This window comes from Enterobacter sp. MGH 33, assembly GCF_000534535.1.
In the GTDB taxonomy this organism is placed as follows: Bacteria; Pseudomonadota; Gammaproteobacteria; order Enterobacterales; family Enterobacteriaceae; genus Enterobacter; species Enterobacter hormaechei_C.
Map to the genome: position 1 here is coordinate 3,319,999 of NZ_KI973212.1, position 22,220 is coordinate 3,342,218.

The 22,220-nt window shown below is 54.8% G+C and carries 20 protein-coding genes and 1 riboswitch; of the genes, 12 read left to right on the plus strand and 8 right to left on the minus strand.

All coding sequences use genetic code 11. The features are described from left to right. Window positions 1–24: 24 nt before the first annotated feature. Window positions 25–1,332 carry an RbtT/DalT/CsbX family MFS transporter gene (locus L379_RS08560; protein ID WP_023304097.1) on the plus strand — a complete coding sequence of 436 codons (1,308 nt, stop codon included), beginning with the start codon at window positions 25–27 and terminating at the stop codon, window positions 1,330–1,332. Window positions 1,333–1,386: 54 nt separating this feature from the next. Here L379_RS08560 and fbaB read toward each other — a convergent pair whose 3' ends face one another. Continuing rightward, entirely contained in the window at window positions 1,387–2,439 is a 1,053-nt protein-coding gene (gene fbaB, locus L379_RS08555) for a class I fructose-bisphosphate aldolase (protein ID WP_015572352.1), read from the minus strand. Window positions 2,440–2,687: 248 nt separating this feature from the next. Here fbaB and L379_RS08550 point away from each other — a divergent pair, with 248 nt between their 5' ends. Genes L379_RS08550 through L379_RS08540 form a run of 3 tightly spaced genes read left to right on the plus strand, consistent with a single transcriptional unit; the run spans window position 2,688 to window position 5,916 of the window. Continuing rightward, window positions 2,688–3,965, plus strand: coding sequence for a nucleoside permease (locus L379_RS08550; RefSeq protein WP_003859236.1), 1,278 nt, complete (start codon window positions 2,688–2,690; stop codon window positions 3,963–3,965). Beyond that, window positions 3,962–4,966, plus strand: coding sequence for an ADP-ribosylglycohydrolase family protein (locus tag L379_RS08545; protein ID WP_032654232.1), 1,005 nt, complete (start codon window positions 3,962–3,964; stop codon window positions 4,964–4,966). Before L379_RS08550 ends, L379_RS08545 begins: the two co-directional genes overlap by 4 nt. Next, on the plus strand, window positions 4,963–5,916 hold the full coding sequence (locus L379_RS08540; RefSeq protein ID WP_032654235.1) for a PfkB family carbohydrate kinase: 954 nt from the start codon (window positions 4,963–4,965) through the stop codon (window positions 5,914–5,916). Before L379_RS08545 ends, L379_RS08540 begins: the two co-directional genes overlap by 4 nt. Here L379_RS08540 and L379_RS08535 read toward each other — a convergent pair. The 3 genes from L379_RS08535 to thiM are packed head-to-tail and all read right to left on the minus strand — an operon-like array spanning window position 5,890 to window position 8,246. Then, window positions 5,890–6,636 (minus strand): GntR family transcriptional regulator, encoded by a 747-nt coding sequence (locus L379_RS08535; protein ID WP_003859242.1) that lies wholly within the window; start codon window positions 6,634–6,636, stop codon window positions 5,890–5,892. The genes L379_RS08540 and L379_RS08535 overlap by 27 nt on opposite strands. Before the next feature lie 42 nt (window positions 6,637–6,678). Next, complete coding sequence (gene thiD / locus L379_RS08530) at window positions 6,679–7,479, minus strand: bifunctional hydroxymethylpyrimidine kinase/phosphomethylpyrimidine kinase (protein WP_017383356.1); 801 nt, start codon at window positions 7,477–7,479, stop codon at window positions 6,679–6,681. Continuing rightward, entirely contained in the window at window positions 7,476–8,246 is a 771-nt protein-coding gene (gene thiM, locus L379_RS08525) for a hydroxyethylthiazole kinase (protein WP_032654237.1), read from the minus strand. Before thiM ends, thiD begins: the two co-directional genes overlap by 4 nt. Window positions 8,247–8,281: 35 nt before the next feature. Next, a riboswitch (TPP riboswitch) is annotated at window positions 8,282–8,378 on the minus strand. 616 nt (window positions 8,379–8,994) lie between these two features. Between thiM and L379_RS08520 the strand changes: the two genes are divergently transcribed. From L379_RS08520 to L379_RS08500, 5 genes are all read left to right on the plus strand, one after another. Beyond that, window positions 8,995–9,447: a hypothetical protein gene (locus L379_RS08520; protein WP_032654239.1), complete on the plus strand. Its 453-nt coding sequence runs from the start codon at window positions 8,995–8,997 to the stop codon at window positions 9,445–9,447. A gap of 193 nt (window positions 9,448–9,640) precedes the next feature. Continuing rightward, a complete protein-coding gene (locus L379_RS08515) occupies window positions 9,641–9,925 on the plus strand; it encodes a YadA C-terminal domain-containing protein (protein ID WP_032654241.1) in 285 nt (94 codons plus the stop codon). A gap of 185 nt (window positions 9,926–10,110) precedes the next feature. Continuing rightward, a complete protein-coding gene (locus tag L379_RS08510; protein WP_032654244.1) occupies window positions 10,111–10,554 on the plus strand; it encodes a hypothetical protein in 444 nt (147 codons plus the stop codon). Between the two features lie 311 nt (window positions 10,555–10,865). After that, window positions 10,866–12,242, plus strand: coding sequence for a diaminobutyrate--2-oxoglutarate transaminase (locus L379_RS08505; protein ID WP_015572345.1), 1,377 nt, complete (start codon window positions 10,866–10,868; stop codon window positions 12,240–12,242). Between the two features lie 18 nt (window positions 12,243–12,260). Further along, entirely contained in the window at window positions 12,261–13,727 is a 1,467-nt protein-coding gene (locus L379_RS08500; RefSeq protein ID WP_023304100.1) for a pyridoxal phosphate-dependent decarboxylase family protein, read from the plus strand. 44 nt (window positions 13,728–13,771) lie between these two features. Here the strand turns inward: L379_RS08500 and L379_RS08495 are convergent, their stop codons facing one another. From L379_RS08495 to L379_RS08485, 3 genes are read right to left on the minus strand one after another with little or no spacing between them, the layout of a single operon-like run. Next, entirely contained in the window at window positions 13,772–15,970 is a 2,199-nt protein-coding gene (locus tag L379_RS08495) for a polysaccharide biosynthesis tyrosine autokinase (protein WP_032654247.1), read from the minus strand. Beyond that, on the minus strand, window positions 15,970–16,419 hold the full coding sequence (locus tag L379_RS08490; protein WP_017383364.1) for an arsenate reductase/protein-tyrosine-phosphatase family protein: 450 nt from the start codon (window positions 16,417–16,419) through the stop codon (window positions 15,970–15,972). The genes L379_RS08495 and L379_RS08490 overlap by 1 nt, the downstream gene beginning before the upstream one ends. Further along, the gene (locus L379_RS08485) at window positions 16,419–17,558 is read right to left on the minus strand and encodes a polysaccharide export protein (RefSeq protein ID WP_032654252.1); all 1,140 of its coding nucleotides are present in this window, start codon (window positions 17,556–17,558) and stop codon (window positions 16,419–16,421) included. The genes L379_RS08490 and L379_RS08485 overlap by 1 nt, the downstream gene beginning before the upstream one ends. Before the next feature lie 483 nt (window positions 17,559–18,041). Between L379_RS08485 and L379_RS08480 the strand changes: the two genes are divergently transcribed. Together L379_RS08480 and L379_RS08475 are read left to right on the plus strand one after the other, a co-directional pair. After that, window positions 18,042–18,374 (plus strand): RcnB family protein, encoded by a 333-nt coding sequence (locus tag L379_RS08480; protein ID WP_017383366.1) that lies wholly within the window; start codon window positions 18,042–18,044, stop codon window positions 18,372–18,374. Next, on the plus strand, window positions 18,325–18,804 hold the full coding sequence (locus L379_RS08475; RefSeq protein ID WP_032654255.1) for a GNAT family N-acetyltransferase: 480 nt from the start codon (window positions 18,325–18,327) through the stop codon (window positions 18,802–18,804). The genes L379_RS08480 and L379_RS08475 overlap by 50 nt, the downstream gene beginning before the upstream one ends. An 89-nt stretch (window positions 18,805–18,893) precedes the next feature. On the opposite strand, the gene apbC is transcribed toward L379_RS08475, so the two are convergent. Then, window positions 18,894–20,003 carry an iron-sulfur cluster carrier protein ApbC gene (gene apbC / locus L379_RS08470; protein WP_032654258.1) on the minus strand — a complete coding sequence of 370 codons (1,110 nt, stop codon included), beginning with the start codon at window positions 20,001–20,003 and terminating at the stop codon, window positions 18,894–18,896. A gap of 137 nt (window positions 20,004–20,140) precedes the next feature. Here apbC and metG point away from each other — a divergent pair, with 137 nt between their 5' ends. After that, entirely contained in the window at window positions 20,141–22,174 is a 2,034-nt protein-coding gene (gene metG, locus L379_RS08465; RefSeq protein WP_023295047.1) for a methionine--tRNA ligase, read from the plus strand. The last annotated feature ends 46 nt before the right edge of the window (window positions 22,175–22,220 follow it).

A 22,220-nucleotide genomic window follows, 5' to 3' on the forward strand; every position in this document is an offset into this window, starting at 1 on the left:
CTGTACGCTACAAACGAGGTCAATATGTCCGAAATAAATAAACAGTGGCTGGGATTGCCGCTGAACCTGCTATGGGGATATCTGGCGATCGCGGTCTTTATGACGGGTGACGGTTTCGAGCTGGCATTCCTGTCCCACTATATTAAATCACTGGGTTTCACGCCTGCTGAGGCCTCTTTCGCCTTCACGCTTTACGGTCTCGCGGCGGCGCTCTCCGCGTGGATCTCCGGCGTGGTGGCTGAAATCATCACCCCGCAAAAAACCATGCTGATTGGCTTCGTCCTGTGGTGCGTTTTCCACGTCCTGTTTCTCGTTTTTGGTCTGGGTCAGGCAAATTACGCATTAATTCTGCTGTTCTATGGGATCCGCGGCCTGGCCTATCCGTTATTTTTGTACGCCTTCATCGTGGTCATCATCCATAATGTGCGTAGCGATAAATCCAGCTCGGCGCTGGGCTGGTACTGGGCGGTTTATTCCGTAGGTATTGGCGTGGCGGGCAGTTATATTCCGAGCTTTACCATTCCGCACATCGGGGAGATGGGCACCCTGTGGCTGGCACTGGCGTTTTGTCTGGCGGGGGGAGTCATCGCCATGGTATCCCTGCGCAGCGTCAAAACCCCAACGCACATGCATAATCTCTCCACCCGAGAAAAATTCGCCGAGCTGGGCCGTGCAGCGACGCTGCTCTACACCAACCGCAGTATTCTGCTCTCCAGCATGGTGCGTATCATCAACACCCTCTCCCTGTTCGGGTTTGCCGTCATCATGCCGATGATGTTTGTTGACGAGCTGGGCTTCACCACCTCCGAGTGGCTTCAGGTCTGGGCGGTATTCTTCTTCACCACCATCTTCTCGAACGTCTTCTGGGGCGTGGTGGCGGAAAAAATGGGCTGGATGCGGGTGGTGCGCTGGTTTGGCTGCATCGGGATGGCGCTCTCGAGCCTGGCGTTTTACTACATTCCGCAGCACTTCGGACATAACTTTGCCATGGCGCTGGTCCCGGCCATCGCGCTGGGGATTTTCGTGGCGGCCTTCGTACCGATGGCGGCGGTGTTCCCGGCGCTGGAGCCGCGGCACAAGGGGGCGGCGATTTCGGTGTATAACCTGTCAGCCGGTCTGTCTAACTTCCTTGCGCCGGCGATTGCCGTGGTGCTGCTGCCCTGGTTCAGCACGCTCGGCGTGGTCATCGCCTATACGGTGCTTTATCTGCTGGCTTTTGTTCTGTGTGCCTTTATCCGCGTCACGCAGCCGGGTTTAGAAAAAGCAAATAGCAGCAAGAGAGGGATGGCGGGTCTGCTTAATACTCCTCATCCTGAAACGCTGAAGGAGTAAGCGAGAGAACTTTCCTGCCGGGTCACGCTTATCCCGGCAGGAAGATGCGTGCGATTAGGCAATCGTCACTTTATTGTCCAGATAGACATCCTGAACCGCATTAATCAGCTTCACGCCGTCGGCCATGGATTTTTTAAACGCCTTGCGGCCCAGGATCAGCCCCATTCCGCCGGCGCGTTTGTTAATCACCGCCGTGCGCACCGCGTCGGTCAGATCGGTTTCACCGCCTGCTGCACCGCCGGAGTTAATCAGCCCGGCGCGGCCCATGTAGCAGTTAGCCAGCTGGTAGCGCACCAGATCGATAGGGTTGTCGCTGGTCAGCTTGCTGTAGACGCGGTCGTCGGTATAGCCAAAGTTCACCGCTTTATACCCGCCGTTATTCTCGGCCATTTTCTGCTTCACGATGTCCGCGCCGATGGTTGCCGCCAGGTGGTTTGCCTGACCGGTCAGATCCGCTGATACGTGGTAATCCACGCCGTCTTTCTTGAACGCGTTGTTACGCAGATAGGCCCACAGTACGGTCACCATCCCCAGCTCGTGCGCGCGCTCAAACGCGGCAGAGATCTCTTCTATCTGCCGACGCGACTGCTCAGAGCCAAAATAGATAGTCGCCCCGACCGCTACCGCACCCATGTTGAACGCCTGTTCGACGCTGGCGTACAGTGTCTGGTCGTATTCGGTTGGGTAGCTCAGGGTTTCGTTGTGATTCAGCTTGACGAGGAACGGAATGCGGTGAGCATAGCGGCGGGAAACGGAGGCCAGCACGCCATAGGTCGATGCCACACAGTTACAGCCCGCTTCAATCGCCAGCTCGACAATGTTTTTCGGGTCAAAGTAGAGCGGGTTAGCAGCAAACGACGCTCCCGCCGAGTGCTCTACGCCCTGGTCAACGGGCAGAATGGAGAGATACCCGGTCCCGCCCAGACGACCGGTATTGTAAAGCGTCTGCATGTTTCGCAGTACGGCAGGCGGACGGTTGTTGTCGACCATGACGCGGTCTACGTAATCATGGCCAGGCAGATAAAGCTGGTCGGCTGGAATGGTCATACAACGATGCTGTAAAAGGCTGTCGGCGTCTTTGCCAAGCAGTTGCGCAATATCAGTCATAGTGATGCTCCCGTAAGTCCGACATGATGTCGGAGCGTGTGATCCAAGCCCACGTTTTGGCAGGCAGACTAAGCCTGGTACCGACTTAACCTATTTTCCACCATTTGCAACTTTTTTAAGCACAATCTGCTGGCTCGTTTCGTGTACAACATTTTTGTTACACTGATCAAACAATCGCCTTAAAGGTATTTAAAAGGTATTATCACATGGTATGTTACATGCGTACCTCTGACATGCAGGATTAAAAAATGAAAACGAAAGTCCAACTGTCATTCATGATGTTCGTTGAATGGTTTATCTGGGGCGCATGGTTTGTGCCGCTGTGGCTGTGGCTGAGTAAGAGCGGGTTTACCGCCGGGGAAATTGGCTGGTCGTACGCCTGTACCGCGATTGCCGCGATCCTCTCTCCCATCCTTGTCGGCTCGCTGACGGACCGTTTCTTCGCCGCCCAGAAAGTGCTGGCCGTGCTGATGTTCGCTGGCGCGATTCTGATGTATTTCGCAGCACAGCAAACCCAGTTCAGCACCTTCTTCCCGCTGCTGCTGGCCTACTCCCTGACCTATATGCCGACCATCGCGCTGACCAACAGCATCGCCTTCGCGAACGTCGATGACGTGGAGGCTGATTTCCCGCGCATCCGCGTGATGGGCACCATCGGCTGGATTGCCTCCGGCCTGGCGTGCGGCTTCCTGCCGCAGATGATGGGCTATAGCGACATCTCTGACACCAATATCCCGCTGCTGATGACCGCTGCCAGCTCCCTTCTGCTTGGCGTCTTCGCGCTGTTCCTGCCGAATACCCCGCCGAAGAGTACCGGCAAGCTGGATTTCAAAGTGATGCTGGGGCTGGATGCGCTGATCCTGCTGCGCGATAAAAACTTCCTGGTGTTCTTCTTCTGCTCGTTCCTGTTCGCCATGCCGCTGGCCTTCTACTATATCTTTGCCAACGGCTATCTCACCGAAGTGGGGATGAAAAACGCCACCGGCTGGATGACCCTCGGCCAGTTCTCTGAAATCTTCTTCATGCTCGCTCTGCCATTCTTTACCAAACGCTTTGGTATTAAGAAGGTCTTGCTGCTGGGCCTGATCACCGCCGCCATTCGCTACGGTTTCTTTGTTTACGGCGGCGCCGAGCAATACTTTACCTACGCCCTGCTGTTCCTCGGCATTCTGCTGCACGGCGTAAGCTATGACTTCTATTACGTCACCGCGTACATCTACGTGGATAAAAAAGCGCCAGTGCACATGCGCAACGCGGCGCAGGGCTTGATCACGCTGTGCTGTCAGGGCTTTGGTAGCCTGCTGGGTTACCGTCTCGGCGGCGTGATGATGGAAAAAATGTTCGCATATAAAGAGCCGGTGAATGGGCTGACCTTCAACTGGGCCGGAATGTGGACGTTTGGTGCAATCATGATTGTGGTGATTGCCGTACTGTTTATGCTGTTTTTCCGCGAATCGGATAAAGAGATCACCGCAATTGAGGTGGTTGATGGCGATACCGCGCTGACACGAGGGGAAGTTAAATGAAACAAGACCGTATTCTCGGTGCTCTTTACGGGCAGGCGTTAGGGGATGCGATGGGGATGCCGTCGGAGCTGTGGCCGCGCAAGCGGGTGAAAGCGCACTTCGGCTGGATCGACCGTTTCTTACCCGGCCCGGCTGAGAATAATGCCGCCTGTTACTTTAAGCAGGCCGAATTTACGGATGATACGTCGATGGCGCTGTGCCTGGCCGACGCGATTATCGAATGCGACGGGGAAATTAACCCTGACGTTATCGGTAAGCATATTCTGGACTGGGCGCTGGATTTTGACGCGTTCAATAAGAATGTGCTCGGCCCGACCTCCAAAATTGCCCTGAACGCCATTCGTGACGGCAAGCCGGTGAGCCAGCTGGAGAACAACGGCGTCACCAACGGGGCGGCGATGCGCGCCTCCCCGCTGGGATGCCTCCTGCCAGCCACGCGTCTGGCGCACTTTGTGGAACAGGTTGCGTTAGCCTCCAGCCCGACCCATAAATCGGATCTCGCCATCGCCGGTGCGGTGGTGATCGCCTGGGCGGTTTCACGCGCTATCGACGGCGAGCGCTGGCATCACATCGCCGATGCCCTGCCGGGTATTGCCCGTGCGGCGCAGGAGGAGAACACGACCACCTTCAGCGCATCGCTTTCCGCTCGTATTGAGCTGGCCCTGAAAACCGTGCGCGAAGCCAACGGTACCGAGTCCGCCAGCGAGCAGATCTATCAGCTTATTGGCGCGGGCACGAGCACCCTTGAGTCCGTTCCGGCGGCGATTGCGATGGTCGAACTCGCGGGCACCGATCCGAACCGCTGCGCGGTGTTATGCGCCAACCTGGGCGGTGATACTGACACTATCGGCGCGATGGCAACGGCCATCTGCGGTGCGCTGCACGGTGTACAGGCCATTGATCCGGCACTCAAAAACGAACTTGATGCCGTAAACCGGCTCGATTTCAGCCACTACTGCGAAAAACTGCTGCACTTCCGGGAGCAAAGGGAGGGCGTATGAGTGCTTTTGCCCGCCGTCTCGAAACCCTTCACGCCACGCGCCCCGTAACGGTACTCGGCGCGGCGGTCATCGACGTGATTGCCGACGCCTACGCCCTGCCCTGGCGCGGGTGTGATATCGAGCTGAAGCAACAGGGAGTGAATATTGGCGGCTGCGCGCTGAATATCGCCATCGCCCTGAAGCGGCTCGGCATTGCTGCGCAAAACGCCCTTCCCGTCGGCCACGGCGTGTGGGCCGATATTATCCGTAACGCCATGGCGAAGCAGGATCTGCACAGCGCCGTGGAAGCGGAAACGGGCGATAACGGCTGGTGCCTGGCGCTGGTGGAGCCTGACGGTGAACGGACCTTTATGTCGTTTAGCGGCGTGGAGAACCAGTGGCAGCAGCGCTGGCTGGACGGGTTAAGCGTGCCGGCAGGGAGCCTGATCTCTTTGTCCGGCTACCAGCTGGCGTCCCCCAGCGGTGAGCTGCTGACGGCCTGGCTGGAAAGTCTTCAGGATGCGATGCTCTTTATCGATTTCGGTCCGCGCATCGCGGATATTCCCGACCCGCTGATGGCGCGGATCATGGCCTGCAAACCAATCGTCTCGCTCAATCGTCAGGAGGCGGAACTTGCCGCCGGATGGCTTGGCGTAAACGTGGAAGAGCTCGGCACACGGTGGCAGCAGAGGTTTGGCGCTGCGCTGATCGTACGCCATGATAAAGACGGGGCAGTCTGGTACGACGGTGACGCTTCCGGACACGTTCCGGCGTTTCCTGCTACCGTGGTCGATACCATCGGCGCGGGTGACAGCCATGCGGGAGGTACCCTTGCCGGGCTGGCGGCGGGATGGTCACTGCCAGAGGCGGTGCAGCTTGGCAATGCCGTAGCCGCCTGGGTAGTCAGCCATCGCGGTGGCGACTGCGCCCCCACGCGCGAGGTCCTACTCCTCGCACACAAAGACGTATAGGTCGCTGCGGCAGTAGCTGATGCTGTACTCAATTGGCCGGTGCTGTTGATCGAGCGCGACTTGCTTGATCACCAGCACCGGTATCTTATCGTCCATCTTGATATGCGCCTGAAACTCGCTGTCCGGCATCCGGGCGCTGACGCGGGAACGGGTGCGCTGCGGAAAGATATTCTGGCTGCGGAAGTAATCATAAAGCGAGACGCCGATGTCGTCCGGATTGGGGATTAACCCTACCGGTACCCAGGACTCCTCTATTGATACCGCATCGTCATCCACGTAGCGGATGCGCTTAAGCAGAAATACATCGCTGTCCGGCGCAAGGGAAAGGTGGCGGGCGATCTCCTCCGGACATTTCACGACGCGTTTATTAACCCACAGCGTGTTGGGCGTTTTGCCCCGCAGCACCACCTGCTGAGAAAACCCGCGCGCCTCTTTTAGCGAATATTCAAAGATATTGTTGATTTGCGTACCGTATCCACGCGCGCGGGTGACGACGCCGGCCTCTTCCAGCGCCTGCATCGCTTTACGCACCGTAATGCGCGACACACCGGCCAGCTGGCTCAGATCGCGCTCGCCCGGCAAAATATTACCGTGCGCGAGCACGCCGCTGCGTACCGCGTTTTTAACCGTTTCGGCAAATTTCAGGTACAACGGCGTGTTGTCCGGTGCGGCAATTCGTTCCTTGAGTTGAGCAATTAACCGGGTATGCGCTTGTTCCATCTCTGTTTTTCTCTGGCATAAGGTTTTATGCCAGTATACGGCTTACCACCATGCATGAAAATGGTGAACCGGCCCAATACCGTGACCCACTTCCAGAGAATCGGCTTTTGCCAGCGCGCACGAGAGCCAGATCTTCGCCTCCTGCACCGTATCCGCCCAGTTCGCGTTTCGGGGACGCAGCGCCGCCAGCGCCGCCGAGAGCGTACATCCCGTGCCGTGGGTGTTTTTGGTCTGTACCCGCGGGGCGGTGAAACGTTGCGCGCCATCGCGGGTGAAGAGCCAGTCCGGGCTTTCTGCATCATCAAGATGACCGCCTTTCATCAGCACCGCGCTGCATCCCATCGCCAGCAGCGCATTGCCCTGCTCTTTCATCTCACGTTCGTTTTGCGCGTGTGACGCATCCAGCAGCGCGGCGGCTTCAGGGAGGTTTGGCGTGATCAGCGCCACCTGCGGCAGCAGCTTTTTACGCAGGGTGTCGACGGCAGAGGCGGAGAGCAACGGATCGCCGCTTTTGGCCAGCATCACGGTATCGAGCACCACGTTTTTTATCTGATAACGTTTGAGACGTTCAGCGACCGCTTCAACAATGTCCGCCTCTGCAAGCATGCCGATTTTGGTGGTGTCGATGCGTACATCGCTGAATACCGAATCCAGCTGTGCGGCGACAAAATCCGGCTCAATACGATATACCGACTGTACACCGCGCGTGTTTTGCGCCACCAGCGCGGTGATAACCGAGCATCCGTAAGCGCCGAGCGCAGAGAAGGTTTTCAGGTCTGCCTGGATCCCCGCTCCGCCGCTGGGATCGGTTCCCGCAATAGTCAAGGCATTAATGCGTGTCATACCAGCTCCTCCAGCGCGTAAAGCGCATCCAGAAACGCCGGGGCAAAGCTGCCGGGGCCCCGGCTGTGAGTCAGTGCAGCTGACCCTGCGCGCTTCATAAAGCCGCAGGCTGCCGTCGCATTATCAAGCCTGTCGCCAGGCAGCGAACAGCAGGCGGCGACGACCGCCGAAAGCGCACAGCCTGTTCCCACCACGCGGGTCATCAGCGTGTCGCCGCCCGCGACCGTACGGGTTCGCTGACCATCAGTGATGTGATCCACTTCTCCTGTGACGACCACAACGGCGTGGGTCTGGCGGGCGAGCGTCTGCGCAGCGGTCAACGCGCTCGCCGCCGTATCGGTGGAATCAACCCCGCGCCCGCCCGCACTCATTCCGGCAAGGGCGAGGATTTCGGAGGCGTTTCCACGAATGGCCGCAGGTTTGAGGGACAATATTTGCTGGCAAAATCGGGTGCGATACGCCAGCGCGCCAACCGCAACCGGATCCAGAACCCAGGGCGTACCCGCGGCTACCGCGCTCTCAATGGCCCGACGCATCGACTGGGCGCGCGGCGCGGTGAGTGTACCCACGTTGATGAGCAGAGCATCTGCAAGCGCGGCAAACTGTTCCGCTTCCTCGGCTTCGATCACCATTGCCGGGGAAGCACCCAGCGCGAGCAAAACGTTGGCGGTGAAGGTCTGCACGACATCGTTGGTCATACAGTGCGTGAGCGGGGAACGGGTTCGGAATTGATGTAAAACGTGTGAGTCGAGCAGGTCAGGCTGCATGGTTTCGCTCCTGCCGTGCGTGAAGAAGCGATGACCGGGTAGGCATCTGACTTCCCTACGCTGGCATTATCCAGATCAGGTAATACGGGTATTTCTCAGCCTTCACAAAGAAGGGCACCCCGAGTCAAATTACTTATAAAACAGCTACTTACGAAATAGCAATTCGTAGTCATGTAGTGTAACCGGGGGGTAACCCGGGTGCAAGGGGTTTTGGGCTGTCCGTTAATCCCCTGTAACGAACAATAAACGACAAGATATTAACTACCCTCTATATGTATACATTATTGTTCAGTTAATTATCCCGCCAGATTTGTTAAGAACACATGAAAAATATTATTTACTCACTGTGCTGAGAAATATTATTTTTATCCATAATGACGCACCGGGAGTGCTTTTATAAGACAGCCCACCTTCTTTCGTATGAAATAAACCCACATATTAATGTAAACATTTATTTTGCAGAATTTTATCTCTGTCAAACACTTAATTTAACTCTCTCATTTACCACCTCATTTTCACCTTAATGTTTACATTAATAACAACCGCAAAATGACTTTTACGCCGTCGGAACTATTCATAATATTTATGACTTAGATCAACATCATTGGTTTGCGTTTAATTGATAGTTTACTCGCGTTACTAAATAAGATTTAGACAACGTTCACCCGTTTTTTAAATCCACAAAACAAAGCGATTCAGCTTCAGTATTTTTCGACAATTAATGATGTGAGCTTTTCAAATGAAATCTATGAATAAAACCTTTATTGCTATTTTTGTAATGGGCGTTGTCTTAGCGGGTACAATGAGCCAGGCTGAAGCCGCGAATACGGTTTGGGACGATCGGCAAATCACTAATATTGTAAATGACCATCAGGATCAGATTACACAAAACAACGCTGATAGCATTAACCGTGATATCGCAACGGATAACCGCTTAACGCAGGTTAATGACGACCTTCAGTCCACAAAACCAGGCGTGTTAGTCGTGGATAAAATGGCTAACGACGCACATCAGAAAGCGTTGCTTGTCGATACCGCCAGTCTGAAAAGTGAGACGGCCCTACAGGGTGTAGCGACTAACGGCACAGCCATTATCAACCTTCAACACGTCGATAATATTCAGGATAGCCGCCTTACTGCTCTCGAAAATGCACCTAAACCCATCAACGGTACAGATGGAGCGAAAGGTGATAAAGGGTGATACTGGCGCACAAGGCATTGCGGGAAGAAATGGGCGCGACGGTGTAGACGGTCATAACGGTAAAGATGGTGTGACAACCACCATAACACAACGATAGCTGGATACGGCTACCCAGGCGAAGGTCGCTAAAAATAGCCTGGCTGTTACCGCCGCCACGCAGGATCTGCAAGCCACCAGGCAGACATTACTGGCAATGAATACTAACACCAGCCAGCAATTTAAATCTCTGCGTGATGAAGTGGACAATAATAAGAAGCAGGCCAATGCCGGTATTTCAGGGGCGATGGCGGGTTTGCCGCAAGTGCAAACCAATCAACGCGTCATGTTCTCTGCTGGCGGCGCGACTTACAACGGCGAGAGCGCGCTTGCTGTCGGTGCATCCGTTAACTTTAATTCCCATGTCATCGCGAAAGTGAGCTTCTCAGATGATACCGCGAATAATATGGGCGCTTCGGTTGGGATTGGAATGGGCTTTTAAAGCGTAAAACAATCATCGGGACAAATATAAAGCCTCATTTTAGCGGATGAGCATTTCGTTGATACAAAAAGATGTCTAAATATATTTTTATTTCGGTAGCCCTGTATCTGATGCTGATTTCGGTCGGGATCTGGATCGGCGTGATGTATGTCTCCTGGTATTTGTGTCGTTTTTAAGGCGGTAAAATGAAAAAAGTAATGATGTTCGTTATAGGTACTGCGGTGCTTGCAGGTTGTGTCTCGCCTGCGCACGCCATAAACGCCCATTATCGCGCTCAATTAGAGCGTTCGGGATGCACGCAAATGAGCGCTGGCGATGGCTCTTGTGATATCAGCAAAACCAAAGCGGAAAACGCGGCACAACACGAACCAGCGACATCCATTCACGATCCCCTGCGTGAAGCCTCGTTCTCGTCGGACACGGTTAACGCCACGCTTTCTAACGGCTTTTTTAGCGCCACCGTTAACGGCAAGAAAGCCAGCGTTAAACGCCTGAATGCGAATTTCTATGAGATCCGTGGTAATGGTTTTGTGATATCGCTAAGCCTGGATGAAAACGGTATTACGGACGCGTCGTGGAATAAAACGAAGGGACGCGAACACGGTATTTTACGCGTTAGCCAGAAATAAACAGCGTAAGGAGGCTCACTGCCTCCTTTTCACCTGACAATCGCACGATTTGTCACACTCTTTTGTCTGATTTTACAATGCGGATAAATCATACGTAAGCTACTGTTTTTATTTAGCATAAAGTGCAATCTCCCCCATACAAACGGCGTTCTTCCCTGCCCTGTGCCCTGTGTCACAAAACAGTAAGCAAATTAACCATTGAGCCCGGTGACAAAAGGCTCTATATTGGCGGCGTTTTTTTCAGGCCCCATCTGTTTTTTAACTTTTTATTCAATCGTTGCTCATAACGAAGCGGCGGTTGTAGGAGTGATATGATGACGGATAAAGTCCGTATTGACACCGTAGATGCCCACAAAAGCAACGAAACCTATCTGGCCCGTCAGGCCGAATTTGAATCTAACGTCAGGAGTTATCCGCGCAAATTGCCTTTAGCGATTACGAAAGCAGAAGGCGTGTGGATCACCGATGCAGATAATAAAGAATACCTTGACTGTTTAGCAGGCGCAGGCACCCTCGCGCTTGGACACAATCATCCTGATGTGCTGAAAAGCATCCAAAATGTCATTACCAGCGGCTTGCCGTTACATACCCTGGATCTGACCACGCCGTTGAAAGACGCGTTTTCAGAATACCTGCTCTCTCTGTTGCCTGGTCAGGGCAAAGAGTACTGCCTGCAATTCACTGGCCCGTCCGGGGCTGACGCCGTTGAAGCGGCGCTGAAGCTGGCGAAAAAAGTGACCGGTCGTAGCGGTATCATCAGTTTCTCTGGTGGTTACCACGGTATGACCCACGGCGCACTGTCCGTCACCGGCAACCTGTCTCCGAAAGAAGCGGTTGACGGTATGATGCCAGAAGTCCAGTTCATGCCTTACCCACACGAGTACCGTTGCCCACTGGGTATCGGTGGTGAAGCGGGCGTGAAGGCGCTGACCTACTACTTCGAAAATCTGATTAACGACGTCGAAAGCGGCGTGCGTAAACCTGCCGCGGTGATCCTCGAAGCCGTTCAGGGTGAAGGTGGCGTGAACCCGGCGCCTGTTGAGTGGTTGCAGCGCATCCGTAAAGTCACTCAGGAACACGGTATCCTGCTGATCCTCGACGAAGTCCAGGCTGGCTTTGCCCGTACCGGTAAATTCTTTGCCTTCGAACACGCTGGCATTGAGCCAGACATCATCGTGATGTCTAAAGCAGTCGGTGGCGGTCTGCCGCTGGCCGTGCTCGGTATCAAAAAGCAGTTCGATGCATGGGCGCCAGGTCACCATACCGGTACTTTCCGCGGCAACCAGCTGGCGATGGCTACCGGTCTGACCACGCTGAAGATCCTGAAAGACCAGAACATCGCGGGCAAAGTAGCTGCACAGGGCGAATGGCTGAAAGGCCAGCTGAAAGAGATGGCGAAACGCTATCCGGTGATCGGCCACGTTCGCGGTCTGGGCATGATGATCGGTATTGAAATCGTTAAGCCACATGAAGCCGCCGATCACATGGGTTGCTTCCCGGGCGATGGCGAGCTGTCTGCACTGATCCAGAAGAAATGCTTCGAAGCCGGCCTGATTCTGGAGCGTGGCGGCCGTAACGGTATCGTTCTGCGTCTGCTGCCTTCTCTGCTGATCAGCGATGACGAGCTGAAAGTCTTCCTGGATAAATTCGAGCAGGCACTGCTTGCTGCGGGCGTTAGCCCGGCGTAACCGGAGTTGTTGAATACGATGTCTGATTCAAACCCAATTTTGTTCTCCTCTGCGCAGAGCATTGAAGCTTACCAGCAGGCGATTGAACAAAGCACTCAGGCTGTGATGCAGTGGCTGAAACAGCCTGAGATGTACCAGGGCAAAACGGTCGCGGAGCTGCGCGACCGTATTAAGCTGGATTTCAACCCGAAAGGGCTGGGCAACGAAGCGGCGATCGAACGCGCCGTGGAGTTCTTCCTGAAAGACAGTTTGTCCGTTCATCACCCGCAGTGCGTGGCGCACCTGCACTGCCCAAGCCTGGTGGTTAGCCAGGCGGCGGAAGTGCTGATCAACGCCACTAACCAGAGTATGGACTCCTGGGATCAAAGCCCGTCCGCAACCATCATTGAGATCAAACTGATCGAATGGCTGCGTACCCGCGTGGGTTATCAGGCTGGCGACGCAGGCGTCTTCACCAGCGGCGGCACCCAGAGTAACCTGATGGGGCTGATGCTGGCGCGTGACGCGTTCTTTGCGCGTCAGGGCCACTCGGTTCAGCAGGACGGTCTGACAGGCGATCTGCGTAAGATCCGCGTGCTGTGTTCGGAAAATGCCCACTTCTCCGTGCAGAAAAACATGGCGCTGATGGGTCTGGGCTACCAGTCCGTGGTGCAGGTGAAAACTGACGAATTCTCCCGCATGGATCTCACCGATCTGGCGGCGAAAATCGAACAGTGCAACGCGAACGGCGAGCAGATCCTGGCGATTGTGGCCACGGCCGGTACGACCGATGCGGGTGCTATCGATCCGCTGCGTGCTATTGCTGAGCTGGCTGCGAAACAGAATATCTGGGTGCACGTTGATGCGGCCTGGGGCGGCGCGCTGCTGATGTCTGAGCAGTATCGTCACTACCTGGACGGTATCGAGCTGGTGGATTCCGTCACCCTGGACTTCCACAAGCAGTTCTTCCAGACCATCAGCTGCGGTGCGTTCCTGCTGAAAGAAGCGCGTCACTATGAACTGATGCGCTATCAGGCGGCCTATCTGAACTCTGAGTTCGATGAAGAAGCGGGTGTACCTAACCTGGTCTCCAAATCTCTGCAAACCACGCGCCGTTTCGACGCGCTGAAACTGTGGATGAGCCTGGAAGCGCTGGGTCAGGAGCAATACGCGGCAATCATCGATCACGGCGTGACGCTGGCACAGCAGGTTGCGGCTTACGTGAAAGAGCAGTCTGCTCTGGAACTGGTGATGCAACCCCAGCTGGCAAGCGTGCTGTTCCGATTCCGTCCGCAGGCGCAGATGGATGACGCCGGTATTGCCCTGCTGAACCAGAAAATTGGCGATGCGCTGCTGGAGTCTGGTCGTGCAAACGTCGGTGTGACCGAGCATAACGGTATCACCTGCCTGAAGCTGACCCTGCTGAACCCAACCGTGACGCTGGAGGACGTAAAAATCCTGCTGTCTCTGGTTGAGCGTACCGCGCAGGAAGTGATGGCGAAGTAATGCTTACCCCTCTCCCACCCGGGAGAGGGATTGTTTTTCCCGCGCTAACGCCTTTCCCCTTTTTTCCTCGAAGCATAACCGTATTCATACTGGCTGCACCCCGAGCTGTAATACAGCGCTGCGGATTTAATAATATCGTTGAGGATTGTGCCGCTGACCTTCACGCCAACGTGCTGTAACCGTTTAACGGTATTCTCCATCTCTTTCACGCTGGTTTTATCGAAACGGGCAACCATTAGCGTTGTTCCGGCTGCTCTGGCGACCAGCGCGGCATCGGTGACGGCCAGGACCGGCGGTGTATCAATGATGACGATGTCATATTGCTCGTTAACCCAGGACATGACGGAAAGGAATCGTTCGCTTAACAGCAATTCTAACGGGCGCAGGGGTTCCGGGCCGCAGGTGATGACGTCAATTCCCCCTTTTTCAGCATGCTGAATGACCTCCGCTAAGTCGCGTTTCCCTTCGAGCAGGCAGGACAATCCGTGGCGGTTCTCCAGACCAAAAATATTATGAACATAGCCCTGGCGCATATCCGCATCAATAAACAGCACCCGCTGACCGCTCTGCCCGGCGATGGCCGCCAGATTCGTCGCCACCAGCGTTTTTCCGCAGTCCTGCGTGGGGCCAGAAATCATCACAATGCGGTTCTCAGCCTCCATCATGGTGAAATGCAGACTGGTCCGCAGCCCGCGTACTGCTTCAACAAACATATCAGCAGGGCGATCGACGGGCAGGAAAGGCACATCCGAGGTTTTGTGTTTCCAGCGACGAGAAAACGGATTTTTTCTGCGCAACTGCGTTTTACTCCACAGCCACTGTGAACGTGGCAACGTAGCCAGAACCGGCATCCCCTGCGCTTCCAGCTGTTCGGAAAGCGTGATCCCACGTTTGAACGCCTGACGTACCAGCACGGTCCCCATTGAGAGCATTAGCCCGAACAGCGCGCCAAGAACGATGATTAACGCTTTACGCGGCTTTATCGGGTCCGGCAGCGTAACAGCCTCATCAATGATCCTCACGTTCCCGACAGCGCTGGAGCGGGAAATATTCAGCTCCTGCTGGCGCGTCAATAGCTGTAAATAAATCGTGCGACCCGACTCAACATCACGGCTCAGGCGTAAAATCTCCTGCTGCGTGGAGGGCATAGCTGACACACGGTTATTGAGACGCTCCCGTTCCCGCTCAAGGGTCTGTCTCTTTTCATGCAATGCACGATAGGTAGGGTGACTTTTTTTAAAGAGCTGGGAGATCTCTGCCTCCCGGAACGTCAGCTCATTTAGCTGATTCTCAACGTTAACAACCTGATCCAGGACAGATTTTGCCTCCAGAGACAGGTCCACCGAGTCTCGCTGCGCCCGGTAGGCATTCAGTCGCGCTTCTGCCTGATCAAGGTCCGCGCTGATTTTCGGCAACTGCGCCTGTAAAAAATCCAGACTACGAGAATCCTGAGCCTCCTGGCGCGCGATATTTTGCTGGAGATAATTTTCAGCAATTGCATTCAGCACCCGGGCGATGCTGTCAGGATCTTCGCCCGTCAGGGTTAAGGTCACGATACCGCTCTGTTTCTCCGATTCCGCAACCGTGAGACGCTTCTTCAGCGCGTTGATCGTCTCAAGCCGCGTCAACGACTTAAGCGAAAATTGCGTGCCTGGCATCGCCTCAATCGACGTCACCAGCAGAACGATCCCTTGCGTAACCAGCGTTTTCCCAACCTGGCCGTCGGCCTCAATGTTTTCGCCCGTCAGGTGATATTTTCCCGCTTCCTGTACGGTCAGCGTGAGCTCTTGCGCTTTGCCTTCCACCTGCGGGATCTGGAGTTCGCCTAACGTGATTTTGCCCTGCTCACGCCCTTGCAGACGCTGCCAGAGACGCCCCACCACAGGCAAAACGCGCTGCTTTGCCTGCTGTGTCAGAGCTAATTTGTCAACGGTCTCGCCGAGGATCATGCGGGATTTCAGCAGTAAAATTTCAGGGGCAACATCCGGCGACACATCGGTGCCCAGCTGGCTCAAACCTTTGAGCAGGTTGTTATCGTGTTTGTTTTCAATTTGCACCATGGCATCCGCCTGATAAACAGGTGGCGCAATCCAGGCATAGAGACCGGCGCACAGGATGAACAGGAACGTCACGCACAGAATCATCGTGCGGTGGTCGATCATCTCGACGAGCAAACGAACGAGATCGACTTCATGTTGTTGGGGTGCCGCTGCACCATAATTGTCTGTTGTGTAAGACGACATTAATGCTTCATTCCTTTCTGACCTAAACGACGTGCCCATTCCTGACTGGCTTTACCCAATAGCCCAAACACATATTCAAACGCTTCCCGGCTTTGACGGTAGGGATCGGGGATCTCCTGCGGCTCCAGCCATTGCCCAAAAAGCAGCGACTTTCCTCGAATCTCCGGCGCCATGGCCGCAATGAAGCGAAGATGTTCCGGCTCCATAACCAGGATAAGATCGGATCCCTGCATCAAATTGCGTGTCAGCCTGCGCGCCACATGACCGTCGAGGGAAATCCCATGCCGCCAGGCTACGTCCTGGGCGCTGTCATCCGCCGGGCACCCTTCAAGCCCGAATATGCCCGCCGAGGCGATATATCTGTCGGGCAGGTGCTGGCGCAAAAGCCGCTCCCCAATCGGAGAACGGCAGACATTTCCGGTGCAAACCACGAGTATTGATTTGAACATTATTGCGGCCACGATCTGATGTAACGAACCGTTTCGGTAAGGTCATGCACCCCGCTGATGGTCGGAACAAGCTGTGATATCACGCGATTCCAGCGGGACAGTGGTGCAGTGGTGACATAGACAATGTCATAGGGCTCAAGCTGAAACTCGGTGCCTAACACCATGGCTGATGCGTCCTGAGCATTGAGCTGGTAGAGGTTGGCAATTATTTCTGAACGCTCGCTTTTCGGCAGCGAACGAATGACAAAAATTCCGGTGGCATCGGCCATATTCTGGTTCAGCCCACCGGCATTGCCCAGCGCTTCCGCCAGGGTCATGCCGCTGCGATCCATTTTCAGCGTGCTCTGTTTAACGACCTCGCCCATGACGAACACTTTCAGCGCATCGTTACGGGGGACAAACAGAATATCGCCGGGATAGAGCAGCTTATTTTGCGTGAGATCGCCATGCTGCATCAGCGCATATAGCGAGAGGCGCGTGTCCTTCCCATTATGCGTCAGCACGACATTGCGCCAGTCCGCGTCGGCAGAGAGCCCCCCAGCGGCGTTCACGGCATCCATGACCGTTAACGGGATATTGGTAATAGCCTGCTGCCCTGACTTCACCACCTCGCCCGTCACATAGGCTTTTTGTGAGCGAAAAGAGGCGACGCTGACATCCACCTGCGGGCTTTCAATAACATTGTTCAGCCGGGCCGTGATCTCCTCGCGTACCCGTGCGACCGTTTTGCCAGCCACCGGCAATTTACCGACATAGGGATAGAAAAGCGTGCCGTCGGCATTGACCCAGTTACCGGTGTCACTGGCGCTACGATACTGCCCTGCCGGGGTTGTCAGTTCAGGGTGATCCCAGACGGTGACGGTTAGAATATCCCCAACGCCGATACGGTATTCCCAGTTTTTGACCTGTTCATCCAGATTAGGATTTGCCTGAGATTTCAAAACCGATGGTCGCATTTTTTCAATTAACGAAGGCGTAAGAGGATAAACATCAATCCGTTTCTCAAGACGATCATTTGCATCTTCTGCGGCAATTATCTTTTTTCCAGCGAGATCGAGATGCTGGCCAGGGTAAAATACGCAGCCAGATAAGGGGGTAATAATTAAAAATAATATCGATACAACTGTTGTGTTTTTCATTTATTACATAATATCTTTTATAGTAGTGATTATCGTATACAGGATAAAACAGTAACATTTCACTCAAGCACAAGTTGCTGTTATTCAATGAATTAACAGAAACACAAAGAGTATTTATAAAACCACACGACATTCCTTTGGACAGACTTTTACAGCCCTGCATTGTCTTAATCAGGCATTCGGAAAGAGGGTTTCAGGCAATCTTAAATGTTCTATTTGTTGAATGCATGCCTGAATCTTAGTAAATTTGCCTTGAAAATGTTTTTTCAGAATTAATTAATAAACCAATAATTATGTTATCTGTATAAGCTCATATTTATTCGTCGAAGTAATAATTAATGACGGTTGCGACTACACAAAACCGTGCACTTTTGTTACATTTTTTGCAAACTCACCCTGTGAGGATACTTAAAATGAACTGTCTGCCATCCGTTAGCGGATCTGCACACAAAAAGTATCAGTAACGATATGACTGGAGAAAAAATGGCTAAGCGTAAATTGTTGCTTCTGGGTGTATTACTGTCACTGGCGGGGGCCGCGCACGCTGCACCGCAAACATCGACAGCGCCTTCCGGCATCAAGGCCTATGAAGAGCAAGAGTTTATTGCCGATTTTACGAAGTTTAAAATCGGCGACACCGCGCCCGCGCAGTATCAGACGCCTGAGTACACCATCAAACAGTACCAGCTGCGTAACCTTCCCGCGCCCGATGCCGGCACACACTGGACCTACATGGGTGAGAATTATGTTCTGATTGGCGATGCCGATGGCAAAATCTACAAAGCCTATAACGGAGATATTTTCTATCACCGCTGATACGATCCTAATCCGTCCGTGGCAGGAGAGCGATCGCCCTTTCCTGCGCACGCTCTTCCTTCACGCCCGACGTGAAGCCTGGCCGTGGCTGGACAGTTCTGCGTGGCAGCTTGAAGATTTTGACGCGGCAACCCTGGACGAAGGGATTTGGGTGGCGGAGCAGGATGGGCACCGACTTGGCTTTGCCTCAGTCTCGACGAACGATAATTTTCTGCACAACCTGTTTGTCGATCCGAACTATCAGAGCCTGGGCGTCGGACATGTGTTGCTTGAACACGTGCAGAAGACGTTTACCAGCACGGGTTCACTCAAGTGTCTGGTGAAGAATGAGCGGGCGGTTGCGTTTTACCAGCGCCACGGCTGGCACATTGAGGCGACGGGAGATTCTCCGGACGGAGAGTATTATTTGATGCACTATCGGCTTGGGTAAAGTCAGGTGGCGCTACGCTTACCTGACCTACAAAATCGAGCCAGGCCGGGTAAGGCGAAGCCGCCACCCGGCACTAACGCGCAGAGGCGTTACACCGCGCGGAAGGCGATTTCACCCGGAATGACTTCGCCCTGCCAGTAAAGCTGCGCCGCAACGCGCCCCGCCAGCTGACGATAGATTTCCGTGAATTCGCTATCCGGACGGCTGACCACCGTCGGCTTACCGCTATCCAGATCTTCACGCAGTGTGATATGCAGCGGCAGTTGCCCCAGCAGTTGCGTGTGGTATTGCGCCGCCAGCTTTTCGGCGCCACCGGTACCAAAGATAGGCTCATGGTGCCCGCAGTTGCTGCAAATGTGCATGCTCATGTTCTCGACGATACCCAGTACCGGCACCTCCACCTTCTCGAACATGACGACGCCTTTTTTGGCGTCGATCAGCGCGATATCCTGCGGCGTGGTGACCACGACGGCGCCGGTAACCGGAATGTTCTGCGCCAGCGTCAGCTGGATATCACCGGTGCCCGGCGGCATGTCCAGTACCAGATAATCGAGGTCAGGCCACATTGTCTCCTGCAACATTTGCAGCAGCGCCTTGCTGGCCATCGGGCCACGCCAGACCATTGCGTTATCGTCCGTGACCAGGTAACCAATGGAGTTGGTCGCCAGACCGTGCGCCACGATTGGCGCCATGTGGGTGCCGTCCGGCGAGGTTGGACGCTGGTTTTCCGCCCCCAGCATGTTTGGAATGGACGGGCCGTAGATATCCGCATCCAGAATGCCGACTTTCGCCCCTTCAGCCGCCAGCGCAAGCGCCAGGTTCACGGCGGTCGACGATTTACCCACCCCGCCCTTGCCCGAGCTGACGGCGATGATGTTCTTCACGCCGTTAACGCCCGGCTGATTTTTCACGCGCTTGAGCGTGGCGATGCTGTGGCTTAGCTTCCAGTCAATTGCTTTTGCGCCGGTAATGCGCAGCAGCTCAGAGCTGGTTTGCTCTTTCAGGGCATCAAAGGCGCTGGTCCAGACGAACGGCATCTGTAGCTCAATGTGCAGCGTATCGTCCAGCCATGCGACGTGATGAAGCGCTTTCAGCGTCGTGAGATTGTGCTTCAGGGTTGGATGCTGAAAATTAGCCAGCGTCCCGGCGACCATTGCTCGTAAGGCTTCCGGTGATTTGGCCTGGGATTGAGAACTCATCCCGACTCCTTTGTTCTTGTGAATAAGACCTTAGACAAACAAGTTTACCTGAAAGGCCGCGGTTTGTGCTTACTTAATAATGCCCCTTTTGGTAATATCGAAAACCCTTTTCACAGTTAAAAGAAGTAATGCCTACTATGACTCAAGTCGCGAAAAAAATTCTGGTAACGTGCGCCCTGCCGTACGCCAACGGCTCAATCCACCTCGGCCACATGCTGGAGCATATCCAGGCTGATGTCTGGGTCCGTTACCAGCGAATGCGCGGCCACGAGGTGAACTTCATCTGTGCGGACGATGCCCACGGCACGCCGATCATGCTGAAAGCGCAGCAGCTGGGCATTTCCCCGGAACAGATGATCGCCGAAATGAGTCAGGAGCATCAGACCGATTTTGCTGGCTTTGACATCAGCTATGACAACTATCACTCCACGCACAGCGACGAAAACCGCGAGCTGTCAGAGCTGATCTACTCCCGTCTGAAAGAGAACGGTTTCATTAAAAACCGCACCATCTCTCAGCTGTACGATCCGGAAAAAGGCATGTTCCTGCCGGACCGTTTCGTCAAAGGCACCTGTCCGAAATGTAAATCCCCGGACCAGTACGGCGATAACTGCGAAGTGTGCGGCGCAACCTACAGCCCGACCGAGCTTATCGAACCGAAGTCCGTGGTCTCCGGCGCGACGCCGGTGATGCGTGACTCCGAGCACTTCTTCTTCGACCTGCCGTCGTTCAGCGAAATGCTGAAGGCGTGGACCCGCAGCGGTGCGTTGCAGGAGCAGGTCGCGAACAAAATGCAGGAGTGGTTCGAATCCGGGCTGCAACAGTGGGATATCTCCCGCGATGCGCCCTACTTTGGCTTCGAAATCCCGAACGCGCCGGGCAAATATTTTTACGTCTGGCTGGATGCGCCGATTGGCTACATGGGGTCGTTCAAGAATCTGTGTGACAAGCGCGGCGACACCGTAAGCTTCGACGAATACTGGAAGAAAGATTCCGATGCCGAGCTGTATCACTTCATCGGTAAAGACATCGTTTACTTCCACAGCCTGTTCTGGCCAGCAATGCTGGAAGGCAGCAACTTCCGCAAGCCGACCAACCTGTTCGTACATGGCTACGTAACGGTGAACGGCGCGAAGATGTCTAAATCTCGCGGGACGTTTATTAAGGCCAGCACCTGGCTAAACCACTTTGACGCGGACAGCCTGCGCTACTACTACACCGCGAAGCTCTCTTCCCGCATCGACGATATCGACCTGAATCTGGAAGATTTCGTACAGCGCGTGAACGCGGACATCGTCAACAAGGTGGTGAACCTGGCGTCCCGTAACGCAGGTTTTATCGCCAAACGCTTTGACGGCGTGCTTTCTGCCGAACTGGCCGATCCTGAGCTGTATAAAACCTTCACCGACGCCGCCGCTGCGGTTGCCGAAGCCTGGGAAAGCCGTGAATTCGGTAAAGCCATTCGCGAAATCATGGCGCTGGCAGACGTGGCCAACCGCTATGTGGACGAGCAGGCGCCGTGGGTGGTGGCGAAACAGGAAGGCCGCGACGCCGACTTGCAGGCGATCTGCACCATGGGTCTGAACATGTTCCGCGTGCTGATGACCTGGCTGAAGCCGGTTCTGCCGCAGCTGGCAGCCCGCGCGGAAGCATTCCTGAACACCGAACTGACCTGGGATGCCATCCAGCAGCCGCTGCTCGGCCACAAGGTGAACACCTTCAAGGCGCTGTATAACCGCATCGAGATGAAGCAGGTTGACGCGCTGGTGGAAGCATCCAAAGAAGAGGTGAAAGCGGCCGCCGCACCGGTGACCGGCCCGCTGGCGGACGATCCGATTCAGGAGACCATCACCTTTGATGATTTCGCCAAAGTCGACCTGCGCGTGGCGCTGATCGAAAACGCGGAGTTCGTGGAAGGTTCTGACAAACTGCTGCGTCTGACCCTGGATCTGGGCGGCGAGAAGCGTAACGTCTTCTCCGGCATTCGTTCCGCGTATCCCGATCCGCAGGTGCTGATCGGTCGTCAGACCGTGATGGTGGCAAACCTGGCGCCGCGCAAAATGCGCTTCGGCATCTCTGAGGGGATGGTGATGGCCGCAGGCCCGGGCGGGAAAGATATCTTCCTGTTAAGCCCTGACGAAGGCGCGAAGCCGGGTCAGCAGGTGAAGTAATAAAAAAGCCGGATGAGAATCCGGCTTTTTTTTTGCCCGGCGGCGC

Excerpts from the sequence above, each read along its gene's own strand:
- L379_RS08560 (WP_023304097.1), top strand. The coding sequence starts at position 25 with ATGTCCGAAATAAATAAACAGTGGCTGGGATTGCCGCTGAACCTGCTA.
- fbaB (WP_015572352.1), bottom strand. The coding sequence starts at position 2,439 with ATGACTGATATTGCGCAACTGCTTGGCAAAGACGCCGACAGCCTTTTA.
- L379_RS08550 (WP_003859236.1), top strand. The coding sequence starts at position 2,688 with ATGAAAACGAAAGTCCAACTGTCATTCATGATGTTCGTTGAATGGTTT.
- L379_RS08545 (WP_032654232.1), top strand. The coding sequence starts at position 3,962 with ATGAAACAAGACCGTATTCTCGGTGCTCTTTACGGGCAGGCGTTAGGG.
- L379_RS08540 (WP_032654235.1), top strand. The coding sequence starts at position 4,963 with ATGAGTGCTTTTGCCCGCCGTCTCGAAACCCTTCACGCCACGCGCCCC.
- L379_RS08535 (WP_003859242.1), bottom strand. The coding sequence starts at position 6,636 with ATGGAACAAGCGCATACCCGGTTAATTGCTCAACTCAAGGAACGAATT.
- thiD (WP_017383356.1), bottom strand. The coding sequence starts at position 7,479 with ATGACACGCATTAATGCCTTGACTATTGCGGGAACCGATCCCAGCGGC.
- thiM (WP_032654237.1), bottom strand. The coding sequence starts at position 8,246 with ATGCAGCCTGACCTGCTCGACTCACACGTTTTACATCAATTCCGAACC.
- L379_RS08520 (WP_032654239.1), top strand. The coding sequence starts at position 8,995 with ATGAATAAAACCTTTATTGCTATTTTTGTAATGGGCGTTGTCTTAGCG.
- L379_RS08515 (WP_032654241.1), top strand. The coding sequence starts at position 9,641 with ATGAATACTAACACCAGCCAGCAATTTAAATCTCTGCGTGATGAAGTG.
- L379_RS08510 (WP_032654244.1), top strand. The coding sequence starts at position 10,111 with ATGAAAAAAGTAATGATGTTCGTTATAGGTACTGCGGTGCTTGCAGGT.
- L379_RS08505 (WP_015572345.1), top strand. The coding sequence starts at position 10,866 with ATGATGACGGATAAAGTCCGTATTGACACCGTAGATGCCCACAAAAGC.
- L379_RS08500 (WP_023304100.1), top strand. The coding sequence starts at position 12,261 with ATGTCTGATTCAAACCCAATTTTGTTCTCCTCTGCGCAGAGCATTGAA.
- L379_RS08495 (WP_032654247.1), bottom strand. The coding sequence starts at position 15,970 with ATGTCGTCTTACACAACAGACAATTATGGTGCAGCGGCACCCCAACAA.
- L379_RS08490 (WP_017383364.1), bottom strand. The coding sequence starts at position 16,419 with ATGTTCAAATCAATACTCGTGGTTTGCACCGGAAATGTCTGCCGTTCT.
- L379_RS08485 (WP_032654252.1), bottom strand. The coding sequence starts at position 17,558 with ATGAAAAACACAACAGTTGTATCGATATTATTTTTAATTATTACCCCC.
- L379_RS08480 (WP_017383366.1), top strand. The coding sequence starts at position 18,042 with ATGGCTAAGCGTAAATTGTTGCTTCTGGGTGTATTACTGTCACTGGCG.
- L379_RS08475 (WP_032654255.1), top strand. The coding sequence starts at position 18,325 with ATGGCAAAATCTACAAAGCCTATAACGGAGATATTTTCTATCACCGCT.
- apbC (WP_032654258.1), bottom strand. The coding sequence starts at position 20,003 with ATGAGTTCTCAATCCCAGGCCAAATCACCGGAAGCCTTACGAGCAATG.
- metG (WP_023295047.1), top strand. The coding sequence starts at position 20,141 with ATGACTCAAGTCGCGAAAAAAATTCTGGTAACGTGCGCCCTGCCGTAC.